14 protein-coding genes and 5 tRNA genes are annotated in these 15,895 nt (G+C 66.9%); 13 read left to right on the forward strand and 6 right to left on the reverse strand.

Annotated elements, in window-relative coordinates; genetic code table 11:
* Nucleotides 1-24: 24 nt before the first annotated feature.
* The 5 genes from AAFN46_RS05010 to AAFN46_RS05030 all read left to right on the forward strand — a co-directional run bounded on the left by AAFN46_RS05010 (nucleotide 25) and on the right by AAFN46_RS05030 (nucleotide 2,110).
* Nucleotides 25-1,266 carry an aspartate kinase gene (locus AAFN46_RS05010; protein WP_347807591.1) on the forward strand — a complete coding sequence of 414 codons (1,242 nt, stop codon included), beginning with the start codon at nucleotides 25-27 and terminating at the stop codon, nucleotides 1,264-1,266.
* Nucleotides 1,267-1,441: 175 nt separating this feature from the next.
* On the forward strand, nucleotides 1,442-1,627 hold the full coding sequence (gene csrA, locus AAFN46_RS05015) for a carbon storage regulator CsrA (RefSeq protein ID WP_003244478.1): 186 nt from the start codon (nucleotides 1,442-1,444) through the stop codon (nucleotides 1,625-1,627).
* A gap of 62 nt (nucleotides 1,628-1,689) precedes the next feature.
* Nucleotides 1,690-1,780 (forward strand) — tRNA-Ser (locus AAFN46_RS05020).
* A 104-nt stretch (nucleotides 1,781-1,884) separates the two neighbouring features.
* Nucleotides 1,885-1,961: transfer RNA gene (locus tag AAFN46_RS05025), tRNA-Arg, on the forward strand.
* Nucleotides 1,962-2,033: 72 nt separating this feature from the next.
* Nucleotides 2,034-2,110: transfer RNA gene (locus tag AAFN46_RS05030), tRNA-Arg, on the forward strand.
* Between the two features lie 39 nt (nucleotides 2,111-2,149).
* Here AAFN46_RS05030 and AAFN46_RS05035 read toward each other — a convergent pair.
* A complete protein-coding gene (locus AAFN46_RS05035; protein ID WP_347807592.1) occupies nucleotides 2,150-2,644 on the reverse strand; it encodes a DUF4124 domain-containing protein in 495 nt (164 codons plus the stop codon).
* A gap of 310 nt (nucleotides 2,645-2,954) precedes the next feature.
* Between AAFN46_RS05035 and mgtE the strand changes: the two genes are divergently transcribed.
* The gene (gene mgtE / locus AAFN46_RS05040) at nucleotides 2,955-4,397 is read left to right on the forward strand and encodes a magnesium transporter (RefSeq protein WP_347807593.1); all 1,443 of its coding nucleotides are present in this window, start codon (nucleotides 2,955-2,957) and stop codon (nucleotides 4,395-4,397) included.
* A gap of 136 nt (nucleotides 4,398-4,533) precedes the next feature.
* Here the strand turns inward: mgtE and AAFN46_RS05045 are convergent, their stop codons facing one another.
* A complete protein-coding gene (locus tag AAFN46_RS05045) occupies nucleotides 4,534-4,851 on the reverse strand; it encodes an Arc family DNA-binding protein (RefSeq protein ID WP_347807594.1) in 318 nt (105 codons plus the stop codon).
* A gap of 407 nt (nucleotides 4,852-5,258) precedes the next feature.
* On the opposite strand from AAFN46_RS05045, the gene AAFN46_RS05050 reads away from it, so the two are divergent.
* Nucleotides 5,259-5,335, forward strand: a tRNA-Arg gene (locus AAFN46_RS05050).
* Nucleotides 5,336-5,451: 116 nt separating this feature from the next.
* Here the strand turns inward: AAFN46_RS05050 and AAFN46_RS05055 are convergent.
* Nucleotides 5,452-5,528, reverse strand: a tRNA-Pro gene (locus AAFN46_RS05055).
* Nucleotides 5,529-5,662: 134 nt separating this feature from the next.
* Entirely contained in the window at nucleotides 5,663-6,238 is a 576-nt protein-coding gene (gene mobA / locus AAFN46_RS05060; RefSeq protein ID WP_347807595.1) for a molybdenum cofactor guanylyltransferase MobA, read from the reverse strand.
* A 67-nt stretch (nucleotides 6,239-6,305) separates the two neighbouring features.
* Here mobA and moaB point away from each other — a divergent pair, with 67 nt between their 5' ends.
* Together moaB and glp are read left to right on the forward strand one after the other, a co-directional pair.
* Entirely contained in the window at nucleotides 6,306-6,845 is a 540-nt protein-coding gene (moaB, locus tag AAFN46_RS05065; RefSeq protein ID WP_347807596.1) for a molybdenum cofactor biosynthesis protein B, read from the forward strand.
* A complete protein-coding gene (gene glp, locus AAFN46_RS05070) occupies nucleotides 6,842-8,038 on the forward strand; it encodes a gephyrin-like molybdotransferase Glp (RefSeq protein ID WP_347807597.1) in 1,197 nt (398 codons plus the stop codon). The genes moaB and glp overlap by 4 nt, the downstream gene beginning before the upstream one ends.
* A 120-nt stretch (nucleotides 8,039-8,158) precedes the next feature.
* On the opposite strand, the gene AAFN46_RS05075 is transcribed toward glp, so the two are convergent.
* Nucleotides 8,159-9,187 (reverse strand): AraC family transcriptional regulator, encoded by a 1,029-nt coding sequence (locus AAFN46_RS05075; protein ID WP_347807598.1) that lies wholly within the window; start codon nucleotides 9,185-9,187, stop codon nucleotides 8,159-8,161.
* A 124-nt stretch (nucleotides 9,188-9,311) separates the two neighbouring features.
* Here AAFN46_RS05075 and AAFN46_RS05080 point away from each other — a divergent pair, with 124 nt between their 5' ends.
* The 4 genes from AAFN46_RS05080 (at nucleotide 9,312) to yegS (ending at nucleotide 15,242) form a co-directional block, all read left to right on the forward strand.
* Complete coding sequence (locus tag AAFN46_RS05080) at nucleotides 9,312-10,916, forward strand: FAD-binding oxidoreductase (RefSeq protein WP_347807599.1); 1,605 nt, start codon at nucleotides 9,312-9,314, stop codon at nucleotides 10,914-10,916.
* A 189-nt stretch (nucleotides 10,917-11,105) separates the two neighbouring features.
* A complete protein-coding gene (locus AAFN46_RS05085) occupies nucleotides 11,106-12,686 on the forward strand; it encodes a glycerol-3-phosphate dehydrogenase/oxidase (RefSeq protein ID WP_347807600.1) in 1,581 nt (526 codons plus the stop codon).
* 38 nt (nucleotides 12,687-12,724) lie between these two features.
* Nucleotides 12,725-14,284, forward strand: coding sequence for an FGGY-family carbohydrate kinase (locus AAFN46_RS05090; protein WP_347807601.1), 1,560 nt, complete (start codon nucleotides 12,725-12,727; stop codon nucleotides 14,282-14,284).
* Between the two features lie 58 nt (nucleotides 14,285-14,342).
* Nucleotides 14,343-15,242 (forward strand): lipid kinase YegS, encoded by a 900-nt coding sequence (gene yegS / locus AAFN46_RS05095; RefSeq protein WP_347807602.1) that lies wholly within the window; start codon nucleotides 14,343-14,345, stop codon nucleotides 15,240-15,242.
* Here the strand turns inward: yegS and AAFN46_RS05100 are convergent.
* Complete coding sequence (locus AAFN46_RS05100) at nucleotides 15,239-15,880, reverse strand: response regulator transcription factor (protein WP_347807603.1); 642 nt, start codon at nucleotides 15,878-15,880, stop codon at nucleotides 15,239-15,241. The two genes, yegS and AAFN46_RS05100, sit on opposite strands and share 4 nt — an antisense overlap.
* Between the last annotated feature and the right edge of the window lie 15 nt (nucleotides 15,881-15,895).

The following is a 15,895-nucleotide window of genomic DNA, read 5'->3' on the forward strand; positions in this document are numbered from 1 at the left end:
CGAGGAATCAGGCGGCTTTTTGACATGGCTTTGATCGTACAAAAGTTTGGGGGCACCTCAGTCGGCACCGTGGAGCGTATCCAGCAGGTGGCCGAGAAGGTGAAGAAATTCCGCGAAGGCGGCGACGACATAGTGGTTGTGGTTTCCGCCATGAGCGGCGAGACCAACCGCCTGATCGACCTGGCCAAACAGATTACCGACGGCGAGCCGGTGCCGCGCGAGCTGGATGTGATGGTCTCCACCGGCGAGCAGGTGACCATCGCCCTGCTGGCCATGGCGCTGATCAAGCGTGGCGTGCCGGCGGTGTCCTACACCGGCAACCAGGTGCGCATCCTCACCGACAGCGCCCACACCAAGGCGCGCATCCTGCAGATCGACGACCAGCGCATCCGCTCCGATCTCAAGGCCGGTCGCGTGGTGGTGGTCGCCGGCTTCCAGGGCGTGGACGAGCAGGGCAATATCACCACCCTCGGTCGTGGCGGCTCCGACACCACCGGCGTGGCCCTGGCCGCGGCGCTGAAGGCCGACGAATGCCAGATCTACACCGACGTGGATGGCGTCTACACCACCGATCCGCGCGTGGTGCCCAAGGCCCAGCGCCTGGACAAGATCACCTTCGAGGAGATGCTGGAAATGGCCAGCCTCGGCTCCAAGGTGCTGCAGATCCGCTCGGTGGAGTTCGCCGGCAAGTACAACGTCCCGCTGCGCGTGCTGCACAGCTTCCAGGAGGGTCCGGGCACCCTCATTACCCTTGATGAAGAGGAATCCATGGAACAGCCGATCATCTCCGGCATCGCCTTCAACCGCGACGAAGCCAAGCTGACCATCCGTGGCGTGCCGGATATTCCCGGAGTGGCCTTCAAGATCCTCGGCCCGATCAGCGCCGCCAATATCGAGGTGGACATGATCGTGCAGAACGTGGCGCACGATAACACTACCGACTTCACCTTCACCGTGCACCGCAACGACTACAACGGTGCCAAGGCCGTGCTGGAACGCACCGCCGAGGAGCTCGGTGCGCGCGAGGTGATCGGCGACACCAACATCGCCAAGGTCTCCATCGTCGGTGTCGGCATGCGTTCCCATGCCGGTGTCGCCAGTCGCATGTTCGAGGCGCTGGCCAAGGAAACCATCAATATCCAGATGATCTCCACCTCCGAGATCAAGGTGTCGGTGGTCATCGAGGAGAAGTACCTGGAGCTGGCCGTGCGCGCACTGCACACCGCTTTCGATCTGGATGCTCCGGCGGCCCGACAGAGCGAGTGATGCCCTATCCAGAAAGGCGCGGTCATCCGCGCCTTTCGCTTTTTTGGCCGGTTCGGCGGGAACTTTCCTTTTGTCCGGGCTGGTCAATACTTGGGTGAAGGCGTCGCCCATGAAAGGCGCGGCGCTGCCACCTCTTATTTTCTGCAGACTGTTGTGAATCCGTAAGGAGAAAGGAATGCTGATTCTGACTCGCCGGGTCGGAGAGACCCTGATGGTGGGTGATGATGTCACCGTCACCGTGTTGGGCGTGAAAGGTAATCAGGTGCGCATCGGTGTTAACGCTCCGAAGGAAGTTGCCGTGCACCGTGAGGAGATTTACCAGCGCATCCAAAAAGAGAAAGGCGACGAACCAAGCCACTAATTTTTCTCGAAATTTTGGCTTTGCAAACGGGGAAAACATGGTTATCATGCGCCCCGTGTTGCGGAGAGGTGGCCGAGTGGCCGAAGGCGCTCCCCTGCTAAGGGAGTACACCTCAAAAGGGTGTCGGGGGTTCGAATCCCCCCTTCTCCGCCATATTCACAGCCTAGGTTGTGTTTGCGCTAAGTCCGATAAGTTATTGAGCTAATTCGGAAAAGTGCTTGACCTGATGGTTAAGATCACTAAAATGCGCAGCCCACGCACTCATAGCTCAGCTGGATAGAGTACCCGGCTACGAACCGGGCGGTCGGAGGTTCGAATCCTCCTGAGTGCGCCATCTTCGAATGGCTTGCAGTGATGCAAGCCATTTTGTTTCAACCAGCGGTGATCTGGTCTAAAAGCGCCACACGCACTCATAGCTCAGCTGGATAGAGTACCCGGCTACGAACCGGGCGGTCGGAGGTTCGAATCCTCCTGAGTGCGCCATCTGCCAAAGGGCCCGCAGCGATGCGGGCCTTTTGCTTTCTAGCGTTTGCCTTTCTCCTTCACGCAGCCGGACTCGTCGAAGGTCACCTGGCGGCGATTGCCCTGGCTGTCAGCGTAGTGATAGCGCGTCTGGCTGTCGTGGTTGGTGATCTTGTCGGGCTTGCCCAGGGCGCTTTCCACATCGCTCTGGGTCATGCCGCTGCGCACCTGTTGGCGAATGATGGCGGTGCGCCTGTCGCTGCCCGTCACGCGATTGCCGCAGCCATCCTGCTTGGAGCCGACCACCACCAGTTTCTCCTTTGGCTCTCCCTTTGGTTTGCTGCGCGCCTTCGTGCTCTTGGCCATGGGCACCGCCTTGCCTGTGCCCGGCGTGGGGTTGTGGGCATTCTGCAGGTGCTGGCTGCTGAGCTCCGGGCAGCCGTGCAGGGTGTAGGTGATGTGGCCCTTGTCGTCCTCGCAGCGGAACACGGTGGAGGCCTGGGCGGATGGCTGGAGCAGGAGCGCGCAGAGTCCTGCGCAGAGCAGTCGCAACATGATTCGTCCTCCTTGACGATGGCATTTCCAGCCTAGTCCGGCTTTTCGCTGGTGCCAGCGTGTCTTGTGATCTGGCGCATGCGTCGGAAAATTGGGCTGTGTGCCGCTCTAGAAAAGCGCTGCAAGCGCTTGTTCTAGGCCTGTTTTGTCGCGCCGCGGCGGGGTGGGGTGCTATCATTGCCGAGTCAGCCCCGTCGGGGCTTGTGGATTGCCACCATGGACTTACCCAGTAGTTACTCAACCTTCCTTTTGCCCGATCTGATCGATTGAGCCCCGCGGCGCGCCCTGCTGCTGGGGTGGAGCGTGCCGTATGACTGAAGTCGAAGCCAAAAAGCCGCAAGAAAGCCTGCAGGACCGCCTCGCCCAGGTGGTCGACCTGCTGCATCGTCACAAGCTGGTGGAGAACCTGACTCATCGTCAGGAGGGGCAGCACCAGGATCTGGTGGAAAACCTGGTCCACCGGCAGAACCTCGCCGAGTTGCAGCGCAAGCTCGATGAGCTGCACTCCGCCGACGTCGCCCATATCCTCGAAGCCCTTCCCCTTGGCGACCGTCTGACCGTCTGGCAGCTGGTCAAGGCCGAGCGTGATGGCGACATCCTGCTCGAAGTGTCCGATGCGGTTCGCGAATCGTTGATCGCGGACATGGACGATCATGAAATCCTCGCTGCCGCCAAGGACATGGATGCGGACGAGCTGGCCGACCTGGCGCCCGAGTTGCCGCGCGACGTGGTTCTCGAGCTGATGGAGTCGCTGGATGCCCAGCAGCGCGAGCGAGTGCGCTCTGCGCTGTCCTATGAGGAGGACCAGGTCGGTGCGCTGATGGACTTCGAGATGGTCACCATTCGCGAGGACGTCAGCCTGGAGGTGGTGCTGCGTTACCTGCGTCGTCTCAAGGAGTTGCCGGGTCATACCGACAAGCTGTTCGTGGTCGATTACGACGGCATTCTCAAGGGGGTGCTGCCGATCAAGCGCCTGCTGGTCAATGATCCGGACAAGCAGGTGGGCGAGGTGATGGCCGGCGACCCCGTGAGCTTCCATCCGGACGAGGATGCCCATGACGCGGCTCAGGCGTTCGAGCGCTACGACCTGATTTCCGCGCCGGTGGTGGATGTCGACGGCAAGCTGATCGGCCGTCTGACCATCGACGAGATGGTCGACCTGATTCGCGAGGAGAGTGAGAGCGAAGTGCTGAACATGGCCGGTCTGCGCGAGGAGGAGGACATCTTCGCCTCGGTGTGGAAATCGGTCGGCAACCGGTGGGCCTGGCTGGCCATCAATCTGATTACCGCCTTCGTTGCGTCGCGGGTGATCGGCCTGTTCGAGGGCTCGATCGAGAAGCTGGTGGCACTGGCGGCGTTGATGCCCATAGTGGCGGGTATCGGCGGCAACTCGGGCAACCAGACCATCACCATGATAGTGCGCGCCCTGGCACTGGATCAGGTCAGTACCGGCAATACCTCGCGCCTGCTGCGCAAGGAACTGGGTGTGGCCTTGATCAATGGCGTGCTCTGGGGCGGGGTGATCGGCGCTGTGGCTTGGTGGCTGTATGGCAGCTGGTCGCTGGGTGTGGTGATGACCGGAGCCATGACGCTCAACCTGCTGCTGGCGGCGTTGATGGGGGTGCTGATACCCATGACCCTGATGCGCATGGGGCGCGATCCGGCCATGGGGGCGAGCGTGATGATCACGGCCATGACCGACAGTGGCGGATTCTTCATCTTTCTCGGTTTGGCGACCCTGTTCCTGCTGTAGGTGCCTCGCGGCCTGAAAAAGAAAACCCTCGGAGAGAGTCGTCTTCCGAGGGTTTTCTTTTTTTGGCCCAGGAGGAGTGGGGCTTAGGGCCTGGCTCCTCGGTGCCTTGGGTGGCTGTCGGCTTGCCGTGCGAGGGTCAGGCCTCTGCGCTGGACAGCTCCGCGTCGTGGGCGATCAGGGCGACCAGGGCGTTCTGCTGGCGGCGCGACAGCTGGCGGAAGCGCTGCAGCAACTCGCGCTCATGCAGCGAGAGCTCCGGGCTGTCCAGGCGCAGGCCGAGGTCATCACCCAGGGCGTCCTCCTGGATCAGGCTCTGCTCGAGGCGGGCGATGATCTCGGAGTTCATGCTGCGATGATGGTTGCGAGCGACATCGGCGATGCGCTCGCGCATGCCGTCGGGCAGGCGGACTACGAATTTGTCAGCCGTGCGGCTGGAATAGATGGCCTGTTTCATAGGGCGTGTACATTAAACCGGTTAGTTCAGGAAAGCGATGCTGGCATTCAGCTACTGAATTGTTACTGCTTTGACCATGATAGGCGCTAGCCGTTCAGCCGGTACAGCATCGGTTCTTTTTAGTCGGTCGACTAATTGACGCCAATTACGTGTCGTATTCTGATTCGAGTGCAGGCGCATTGCCAGCACCAGTCGTCCGAAATGCGCACGATTCAGCAAAACTGGTACACCGGTCAGTATCGCCTCTGGCGCGAAGGCGCATTCTAGAGCCTTTCGTGAGGTTTTGGTGGTATGTTATGGGGGCTGGTTGCCTTTCGCGTGGGGCGTCCGGCGTGGCGGGGCGCGCGAGTGCCCGAGCGCATGACAAAACCGCTTGCGCCCGCTAACATGCCGCCCCGTCACGAAATGTCCCAGTAGCTCAATTGGATAGAGCATCCCCCTCCTAAGGGGAAGGTTGGAGGTTCGACCCCTCTCTGGGACGCCATATGCAAAAAGCCCGCAGGCCGAGAGGTCTGCGGGCTTTTTTCTGTGCTTGTGGTGGAAATAAAAAACCGGCCACTGGGGCCGGTTTTTCTGATCGACTGATGCCGATTCGGGATTTGGTCGGAGCGACTGGATTCGAACCAGCGACCTTCTCGTCCCGAACGAGACGCGCTACCAAGCTGCGCTACGCTCCGAATGATGGCGCGCATTCTACCGAAAAAGTTTTGCCGCACAAGGGGTTAGCTAAAAGTTTTTTATACCGTCGCGCGCTCGAGGTTCTATGCCCCCGATGCTCGGGGCGTCGAGGAGAGGGACTCGCCGACTGGAGCTACAGCAGATCAGGCCTGTTCAGGTTGCTCAGGCGCGGATCGTCCGGGGTGCAGTCGCAAGGTTGCCCGTGCAGTTGCAGCAGGGCGCGCAGGGGGCTGCGCTGGCCATCGCGCCAGGCCTGTTGCAGGGCGGGCAGCAGAGATCGGGGCAGCAGGCAGAACATCGGTTGCCACTGCTGGCCCTGACGCAGCAGCGTGGGAGCGGCGGGCGCCGCAAGGGCCGTCTCGCGCAGGCGGGCGATCAGTGCCTCGTCCACCTGCGGCGCATCGCAGGGCAGCACCAGCATCCATTCATGGCGCGCGCAGGCCAACCCGGCGAGTATGCCCGCCAGCGGGCCGGGAAAGCCTGCCTCGGCATCCGTCACCAGCCTGTCGGCATAGGCGGCGTAACGTTCGGCGTTACGGTTGCAGGAAATGATCAGGTCGTCGGTCAGTGGCCGCGCTACCTTGTGCAGGTGGGCGATCAGCGGCCTGCCGCGCCATTCCACCAGGCCCTTGTCGCGCCCGCCCATGCGCTGGCCGCGACCGCCGGCCAGCAGCAGGATGGAGCAGGGAGGCAGGTGCGGGCTGGTCATGGCAGGCGCTCTGGTGCGGGGCCTGTGATATAACACCGGGCAGTTTTCGCCACAACCGGACCACGCCATGAGCCACAAGGCCGAGGCGGCTTTCGTGCCGCTGAACATCGCCGTTCTCACCGTCAGCGATACCCGCACCCTGGAAACCGACACCTCCGGTCAGCTGTTCGTCGAGCGCCTCGCCGCCGCCGGGCATAACCTGGCCGCGCGAGTGCTGCTCAAGGACGACCTGTACCGCATCCGTGCCCAGGTGGCGCAATGGATCGCCGAGGACGAGGTGCAGGTGGTGCTGATCACCGGCGGCACCGGCTTCACCGGCCGCGACAGCACGCCCGAGGCGGTTGCCTGCCTGCTGGACAAGCAGGTGGAGGGCTTCGGCGAATATTTCCGGCAGATCTCCGTGGCCGATATCGGCACCTCCACCATGCAGTCGCGCGCCCTGGCCGGGCTGGCCAACGGCACCCTGGTGTGCTGCCTGCCGGGCTCGACCAACGCCTGCCGCACCGCCTGGGACGGCATCCTCGGCGAGCAGTTGGACAACCGTCACAGGCCCTGCAATTTCGTGCCGCACCTGAAGCCGGCCGTGCCCTGCGGTAGCGGCGGATGAGCCTGCTGCCGGTCGAGGAGGCGCTGCAGCGGCTGCTGGCGCTGGCCGAGGCGGCGCCGATTGGCGAAGAGGAAAGCGTGGCGCTGGCCCAGGCCGATGGCCGCGTGCTGGCCGCCGACCTGGTCGCCGGCCTGGACCTGCCGCCCTGGCCGAACAGCGCCATGGACGGTTACGCCCTGTGCCTGGCCGAATGGACGGGCGAGCCACTGCCGGTCAGCCAGCGCATCCTCGCCGGTCAGGCGCCCGGCCCGCTGCAGCCGGGCACCTGCGCGCGCATCTTCACCGGTGCGCCGCTGCCGGCGGGCGCCGACGCCGTGGAAATGCAAGAGAACGCCGAGGTCCTGGCCGACGGCCGGGTGCGCTTCCTCGAACCCATCAAGGCCGGACAGAACGTGCGTCCCCAGGGCCAGGAGAGCCGTGCCGGCGAGGTGGTGCTGAGCGCCGGCACGCGCATGGGGGCGGTCGAGATCGGCCTGGCCGCGTCGCTCGGCTGTGCGGTGCTGGCGGTGCGGCGTAAACCCCGGGTGGCGCTGGTTTCCACCGGCGACGAACTGGTCGAGCCCGGCCAGTCACTCGGTCCGGGGCAGATCTACAACAGCAACCGCAGCCTGCTCTGCGCCTGGCTGCAGCGCCTGGGCTGCGAGGTGCGCGACGCCGGCATCCTGCCCGACGACCTGCAGCGCACCCGTGAGGCGCTGGCGGCGCTGGGCGACGCCGACCTGATTCTGTCCACCGGTGGCGTCTCGGTGGGCGAGGCCGACTGCCTCGGCCAGACGCTGCGCGAGGAAGGCGAGCTGGCGCTGTGGAAGCTGGCGATCAAGCCGGGCAAGCCGCTGACCTGCGGGCACTTCCGTGGCGTGCCGGTGCTTGGCCTGCCGGGCAATCCGGCCTCTACCCTGGTGACCTTCGCCCTGCTGGCGCGGCCCTATCTGCTGCGCCGACTGGGCGTGCAACGGGTCGAGCCACTGGCCTTCGAGGTGGCGGCCGGCTTCGCCTGGAGCAAGCCGGGCACGCGCCGCGAGTATTTGCGCGCGCGCATCGAGGGCGGCCGCGCCGTGCTCTACGCGAACCAGAGTTCCGGCGTGCTGCGCGGCGTTGCCTGGGCCGATGGCTTGGTCGAGGTGCTGGAGAACAGGACCTATGCCGAGGGCGATAGGCTGCGCTTTATCCCGCTGAGCGAGTTGCTGTCCTGATGTGCCGGCCCAGAACGTAGGCTGGGTTAGGCCGCAGGCCGTAACCCAGCACCGAGTCGCTCGACACTCCGTTCGCGGGGTTACGCCGTTATGCGGCTAGCCTGCGCGGTCCGACCCACCCTACAGCGGCGCGCCCTTGCGCTTTTCGCGGTATTCGCCCGGGGTCATCCCCGTCCAGGCCTTGAAGCTGCGGTGGAATGAGCGCGATTCGGTGAAGCCGAGGTAGCTGGCGATGTCCTGGATCGCCAGGTCGCTGCGCAGCAGGTAATGCTCGGCCAGTTCCTGGCGCAGCTGGTCGAGAATCTCCTGGTAGCTGGTGCCGGCCTGCTGCAGGTGGCGCTGCAGGGTGCGCACCGTCATGTGGAACTTCTCGGCGACCTTCTCCTTGCGCGGCAGGCCGTCCTTGAGCAGCAGGCGCAGGGCGTTCTTCACCCGTAGCGGCAGGGGCTCGTCGTCGTCCAGGCCGGCCATCATGGTCAGCGCGTGCTCTTCCAGGGTGCGCAGCAGGTTGGCGTCGGCCTGGCGCAGGGGAATGGCCAGGTAGTCCAGTGGCACCAGCAGGGCATTGCAGCTCTGGCCGAACAGCACGGGGCAACCGAACACGGCCTCGTAGTCCGCCTGCGGCGCCTCGGCGGGGCGCTGGTGCTCGAACCACACCTCGCGCGGTGACTCGTCCATCTCGGCGATCCAGCGCGCGTAGAGCAGCCAGGAGGCCAGCACGTTCTCCACCATATGGCGGCGGATGCCGGGGCTCTGGTGGCGGCAGTTCCAGATCAGCCGCACATGGTCGCCGACCGTCTCCAGGCGGCTGGTGCCCATGTCGCCGACCAGCTTCTCATAGGGCACGATGCGGCCCATGGCCTCGCCCAGGGTGGCGCAGTTCATGGTGATGTAGCCGAGCACGCTCCAGGAGCCGGGCTGCACGTAGCGCGCCGCATGCAGGCCGAACAGCGGGTCGCCTGAGACCTGCGTCAGGTGCTGCAGCAGGCGCTCGTGCGCCTCGCTGGGAATGCGCCGGCCGTTGTCGGCCAGGTCATCCAGGGTCACGCCGGCGGCGGCGCGCGCGGCCTCCAGGTCCAGGCCGAGGGCTTCGGCGTGGCGCAGGTACTTGAGCAGGGCGGGAACCGAGGTATAGCCGAGGGTCAGCATGTTTTCTTGTTGTTCTGCTTGTCTTGATTGGCGACAGTCGCTGGCCCGATTCGACAGTGACCGGGCAGGGCGGCTGGCTAGTATAGGCAGCCATCGAGAACGACCGGAATAGGCAGGACCGAGCATGAGACGTTGGAACGGATGGGGCGACGAGGCCACCGTGGTGGAGCTGCCGGCGCATGGCGCGGCCTTCCTCGAGGAGCGCATCGGCGCCGGCCGGCGCCTGCCCGACGCCACCCTGGCGCAGGTGCTGGCGCGGGTGCCGCAGTCGCGCCTGGTGCTGCGCCATCCGCTGGTCAGCGTCGATGCCGAAGTGCGCGTGCGCCACGCCCGTGGCCAGAGCCTGCCGGACTGGCTGGCCATGCGCTCCGGCGAGTTCGGTGTGTTCCCCGACGGCGTGGCGCTGCCGGAGACGCCGGCGCAGATTCGCGAGCTGCTGGCCTGGGCCCGGCAGCAGGACGCCATCGTCATCCCCTACGGCGGCGGCACTTCGGTGGCCGGGCATATCAACCCGGTGGCCGGGGCCAAGGCGGTGCTGACCTTGTCGCTGGAGCGCATGACGCGCCTGCTCGATCTGGACGAGGAGAGCCAGATCGCCACCTTCGGCCCCGGTGCCAACGGCCCGCAGGTGGAGGCGCAACTGCGCGCGCGTGGCTACACCCTCGGCCATTTCCCGCAGTCCTGGGAGCTGTCCACCCTCGGCGGCTGGGTCGCCAGCCGCTCCAGCGGCCAGCAGTCGCTGCGCTACGGGCGCATCGAGCAGCTGTTCGCCGGCGGCAAGGTCGAGACTTTCGCCGGCACCCTGGACATCCCGACTTTCCCGGCCTCGGCCGCCGGCCCCGATCTGCGCGAGCTGATCCTCGGCAGCGAGGGCCGCTTCGGGGTGATCTCCGAGGTCAAGGTGCGGGTGACCAGGCTGGCCGAGCAGGAGAAGTTCTTCGCCGTGTTCCTGCCCAGCTGGCAGCAGGCCCTGGCCGGCATTCGCGCCCTGGTGCAGGCGCGCATTCCGCTGTCCATGCTGCGCCTGTCCAACGCCATCGAGACCGAGACCCAGCTGGCCCTGGCCGGCCACCCCGAGCAGATCGCCCTGCTGGAAAAATACCTGGCCCTGCGCGGCGCCCGCGCCGGCAAGTGCATGCTGACCTTCGGCGTCACCGGCAACCGCAGCCAGAACGCCCTGTCGGTGAAACAGGCGAAAAAGCTGCTGAAGGGGTTCGGCGGCGTGTTCACCGGCACCCTGCTGGGCAAGAAGTGGGCGCAGAACCGCTTCCGCTTCCCCTATTTGCGCCATGGTCTGTGGGAGGCCGGCTACGCGGTGGACACCCTGGAGACCGCCACCGACTGGCACAACGTCGACAACCTGCTGAACCGGGTCGAGGACAGCCTGCGCCAGGGGCTGGCCGAGGAGGGCGAGAGGGTCCATGTGTTCACCCACCTGTCGCATGTCTATGGCCAGGGGTCGAGCATCTACACCACCTACGTGTTCCGCCCGGGCGACGACTACGCCCAGACCGAGGCGCGCTGGGCCAGGCTCAAGCATGCGGCCAGCCAGACCATCGCCCTCAACCACGGCACCATCAGCCACCAGCATGGCGTGGGGCGCGACCATGCGGCGTATCTGACGGTGGAGAAGGGCGAGCTGGGCATGGCGGCGCTCAAGGCCATGGCCAGGCACTTCGACCCCGAGCAGCGCCTCGCCCCCGGCGTGCTGCTGGAAACCCATGAATAAGCCTACTGCGCGCCCCGATAGCTGCGTGACTCGCTGCGCTCGCCCTGCGGGCCTGCCTGTGGCAGTTCAGCCGCAAGCGGCTGTGAGGCGGTGCTCGCTCCTCGCCTATCGACTTGATATGTCTCGTCGCTGCGCTCCGTCCGCCTTGCTCTCGGGGCGCTCGCGACGGCTTCTTCAAGGGTTTCGATAATGCCAGCCTGGAACGCCGCCTGGCGCGAGACGGCGCTGCCCGAGCTGGCGGCGCGCGACTGGGACCTGATTGTGATCGGCGGCGGCATCAGCGGCGCCGGCATCCTGCGCGAGGCGGCGCGGCGCGGCTGGCGCTGCCTGCTGCTGGAGCAGCGCGACTTCGCCTGGGGCACCTCCAGCCGCTCCTCGAAGATGGTCCACGGCGGCCTGCGCTATATCGCCAAGGGCCAGCTGGGGCTGACCCGCGACTCGGTGCGCGAGCGCCAGCGCCTGCTCGGCGAGGCGCCGGGCCTGGTCGATGCGCTGCCGTTCCTGTTCCCCCACTATCGCGGCCAGTTTCCCGGCCCCCGCGTGTTCGGCGGCCTGCTCGGCGTCTACGACGCCCTGGCCGGCCAGCGCCTGCATCGCTACCACCCGGCCGGAGAGCTGCACTACCTGGCGCCGGGGCTGCGCGATGCCGAGCTGCTCGGGGCCACCCGCTTCCTCGATGCGGTCACCGACGATGCCCGCCTGGTGATGCGCGTGCTGCAGGAGGCGCGCGCGGACGGCGGCGAGGCGCTCAATGGCCTGCGCGTGGTCGAGCTGTGCCGCGACAATGGCCGCGTGAGCGGGCTGACGGCCGAGGATGCCGAGAGCGGCCGACGCTTCGCCTTCCGCGCCCGCGTCGTGGCCCAGGCCACCGGTGCCTGGGCCGACGAGCTGAGAAGCAGGAACGGCCTGGAGCATATCCGCCCGCTGCGCGGCAGCCACCTGCTGCTGCCGGCCTGGCGCCTGCCGGTGGCCCAGGCCATCAGCTTCATGCACCCGGCCGACCAGCGTCCGGTGTTCGTTTTCCCCTGGGAAGGCGCCACGGTGATCGGCACCACCGATCTGGACCATGGCGAGGCGCTGAACCGCGATGCGCGCATCAGCGACGAGGAGGTCGAGTATCTGCTGGCGGCCTGCGCCAACGCGTTCCCGCATGCCGGCGTGGGCCGTGCCGACGTGCTGTCCAGCTGGGCCGGGGTGCGCCCGGTGGTCAGCGAGGAGCAGGGCGCCGGCAGGAAGCCTTCGGACGAGAAGCGCGAGCACGCCCTGTGGGTCGATCCCGGCTGCGTGACCCTGGCCGGTGGCAAGCTGACCACCTTCCGCCTGCTGGCCTTGGAAGTGCTGCGCGCCTGCGCGCCCATGCTCGGCCGCGAGGTGGCGGACATCGGCCAGGCGGTCTTCCATGCGCCGCCGGCAGTGGCGCTGCCGGGCCTGTGCCTGAGCCAGCAGCGCCGCCTGGCCGGTCGCCATGGCCGCGCGCTGCCGCGTCTGGCCGAACTGCTTAATGAGGTCGGCGCGCAATGCATAGGCGCCAGCGCCACGCTCTGGGCCGAGCTGGCCCTGGCCTGCGAAGGTGAGCTGGTGCTGCATCTGGACGATCTGCTGCTGCGCCGCACGCGCATCGGCCTGCTCCTGGCGCACGGTGCGGCGGCCGAGCTGCCGCGCATCCGCGAGCTGTGCCAGGCGCGTCTGGGTTGGAGCGATGCGCGCTGGGATGAGGAACAACAACGCTATCTGCAGCTGTGGCGCGACTGCTACAGCCTGCCGGAGTAGGCGCGTCCCTCGCTACTACAGATCAAAAGGGCTTCCGTGTGAACGACAAGAACTATCTGCTGGCCATCGACAACGGCACCCAGAGCGTGCGCGCGCTGCTCTTCGACCTGGCCGGCAATCTGCTCGGCAAGGGCAAGGTAGAGCTGGAACCCTACTACTCCGAGCATCCCGGCTGGGCCGAACAGGACCCGGAGTATTACTGGGAGAGCCTGGGCGAGGCCTGTCGCCGCCTGTGGGCCAGCGTCGAGATCGACAGGAGCCGGATCGCCGGCGTGTCGCTGACCACCCAGCGCGGCACCCTGATCAACGTGGACGAGGCCGGCAGGCCGCTGCGCCCGGCCATCCTCTGGCTGGATCAGCGCCGCGCCGAGGTCGAGGGGGGCATCGAGGGGCCCTGGGGCTGGCTGTTCAAGCTGATCCGCATCGATGAGACCATCGACCATTTCCGCAGCCAGGCCGAGGCCAACTGGATCGCCCAGCAGCAGCCGGACCTGTGGGCGCGCACGCACAAGTTCCTGCTCCTGTCGGGCTTTCTCACCCACCGCCTGTGCGGGCGCTTCGCCGACTCGGTGGGCAGTTGCGTGGCCTACCTGCCGTTCGACTACAAGCGCCTGTGCTGGGCGGGGCCCAGCGACTGGAAGTGGCAGGCCATGCCGGTGCGCCCGCAGATGCTGCCGGAGCTGGTCAAGCCGGGCGAACGCCTCGGCGCCATCAGCGCCGAGGCCAGCCGACACACCGGCATTCCCGAGGGCCTGCCGCTGATCGCCGCGGCCTCGGACAAGGCCTGCGAGGTGATAGGCGCCGGCGGCGTGGAGCCGAGCACGGCGTGCCTGTCCTACGGCACCACGGCGACCATCAACACCACGCGGGCCAGGTACCTGGAGACCATCCCGCTGATTCCGCCGTATCCGGCGGCGATCCCCGACCATTACAACACCGAGGTCATGGTGTTCCGTGGCTTCTGGATGGTCAGCTGGTTCAAGGAGCAGTTCGGCCACGCCGAGCGCCAGCGCGGCCTGGAGCTGGGGGTGGCGGCCGAGACCCTGTTCGACGAGCTGGTGGAGAGCGTGCCGCCGGGCTCCATGGGCCTGATGCTGCAGCCGTTCTGGTCGCCGGGCATCCGCGAGCCGGGGCTGGAGGCCAAGGGCTCGATCATCGGCTTCGGCGATGTGCACACCCGCGCCCACCTCTATCGCGCCATCCTCGAAGGCCTGGCCTACGCCCTGCGCCAGGGCAAGGAGCGCATCGAGAAGCGCTCCGGTACGCGCATCCGCCGCCTGCGCATCTCCGGCGGCGGCTCGCAGAGCGATGCGGCGATGCAGCTGACCGCCGACATCTTCAACCTGCCGGCCGAGCGCCCGCACCTGTACGAGACCTCCGGCCTGGGCGCGGCCATCGACTGCGCCGTCGGCCTCGGCCTGCACCCGGACTTCCCCACCGCCATCGCCGCCATGACCCGCGTCGGCCGGGTGTTCCAGCCCAACCCGCAGGCGGTGGCGGTGTACGAGCGCCTGTATCGCGAGGTCTACCTGCGCATGTACAAGCAGCTCAAGCCGCTGTACGGCAGCATCCGCGAGATCACCGGCTACCCGGCCTAAACTTTCGCTCCTCTCCGGCGGTCTGCTGTACTCGGGAGAGCAGCCGGAGGGACGAGCCGTGAGCGAGCGCAAGGCGCTGTTGATTCTGCATGGCAAGCAGGCCCAGAACGAGGAGGTGCGCGCCGCCGTGCAGGCGCTGCGCGACAGCGGTTGGCAACTGGCCGTGCGCCTGACCTGGGAGGGCGGCGATGCCGCGCGCCTGGTCGACGAGGCCCTGGCCGCCGGCTACCCGAGGCTGATCGCCGGCGGTGGCGACGGTACCCTGCGCGAGGTGGCCGAGGCCCTGGCGCTGAGCGGTGGCCAGGCCAGCCTGGCGTTGTTGCCGTTGGGCACGGCCAACGACTTCTGCCACGCCGCCGGCATCCCCCAGGCGGCCGAGGCCGCCCTGGCCTTGCTCGAGCGCCCGGCGGTCGCGGTCGATCTGGGTGAGATGGACGGCCAGCTGTTTCTCAACATGGCCACCGGCGGTTTCGGCTCCAAGGTGACGGCCCATACGCCGGAAGAGCTGAAGCGCCTGCTCGGCGGTGCGGCCTACTTTCTCACCGGCTTGAGCCGCTTCACCGAGGTGCACTCGGCCTTCGGCCGTTTCCGCGGGCCCGGTTTCGCCTGGGAGGGCGAGTTTCTCGCCCTCGGCATCGGCAACGGTCGGCAGGCCGGAGGCGGCCATCTGTTGTGTCCGCAGGCGTGCATCGACGACGGCCGGCTGGACATCTGCATCCTGCCGGCTCCCCAGGACCCGGTGCAGACCCTGGGCACCCTGCTGTCCGGTGGCATTCTCGGCCTGGAGGCGGTGGCCGTCACGGCTCGCCTGCCCTGGCTGGAGGTGGAGGCGCCCGAGGGCCTGGACATCAATCTGGATGGCGAGCCGCTGCGGCGCAGCGCGTCGCGCTTCGGCGTGCGCGCGGCGGCACTGCGCCTGCACTTGCCGGACGGCTCGCCGCTGCTCGGCGGGCCCTAGTCGTCGGTGCTGATGATGCCCTCGCGCAGGGCGTAGAAGACCAGTCCGGGTACGTCGTGGATGCCGAGGCGCTTCATGATCTGCGCGCGGTGCGCTTCCACCGTCTTCACGCTGAGGCCGAGGCCGTTGGCTATGCTGCGGGTGCCGGCGCCCCGGGTGATCAGGCGCAGGATCTCGATCTGGCGCTGGGTCAGGCCATGCTCTAGCGGCGCCCGCTGCGCCAGCGCCTGATCGATCACCGCCTGGGCGATGGCCGAGCTGAGGTAGCGCTCGCCGCGGTCGATGGCGCGCAGGGCCAGGTGCAGCTCGGCCATGGCGGCATCCTTCAGCAGATAGCCATGGGCGCCGCGGCGCAGGGAGTCGAGCACCAGCTCGGCCTCGTCATGCATGGACAGCATCAGCACCTTGCAGGACGGCGCCACTTCGGCCAGTGGCCGCAGGGCGTCCAGCCCGCTGACATCCCGCATCGAGATGTCCAGCAGGATGATGTCCGGTTTCAGTTCGCGCGCCTTCTCGACCACCTGCTGGCCGTCCTCGGCTTCGCCGACCACCTCGAAGCCGGGCAACTCGCTGATCATGGCGCGAACGCCGACGCGGATCATGGCATGGTCGTCCGCGAGCAGGAGACGGCAGCTCATCAGCGTCTCCCCGGG

This window comes from Pseudomonas sp. CAU 1711 (genome assembly GCF_039888625.1).
Taxonomy (GTDB): Bacteria; Pseudomonadota; Gammaproteobacteria; order Pseudomonadales; family Pseudomonadaceae; genus Aquipseudomonas.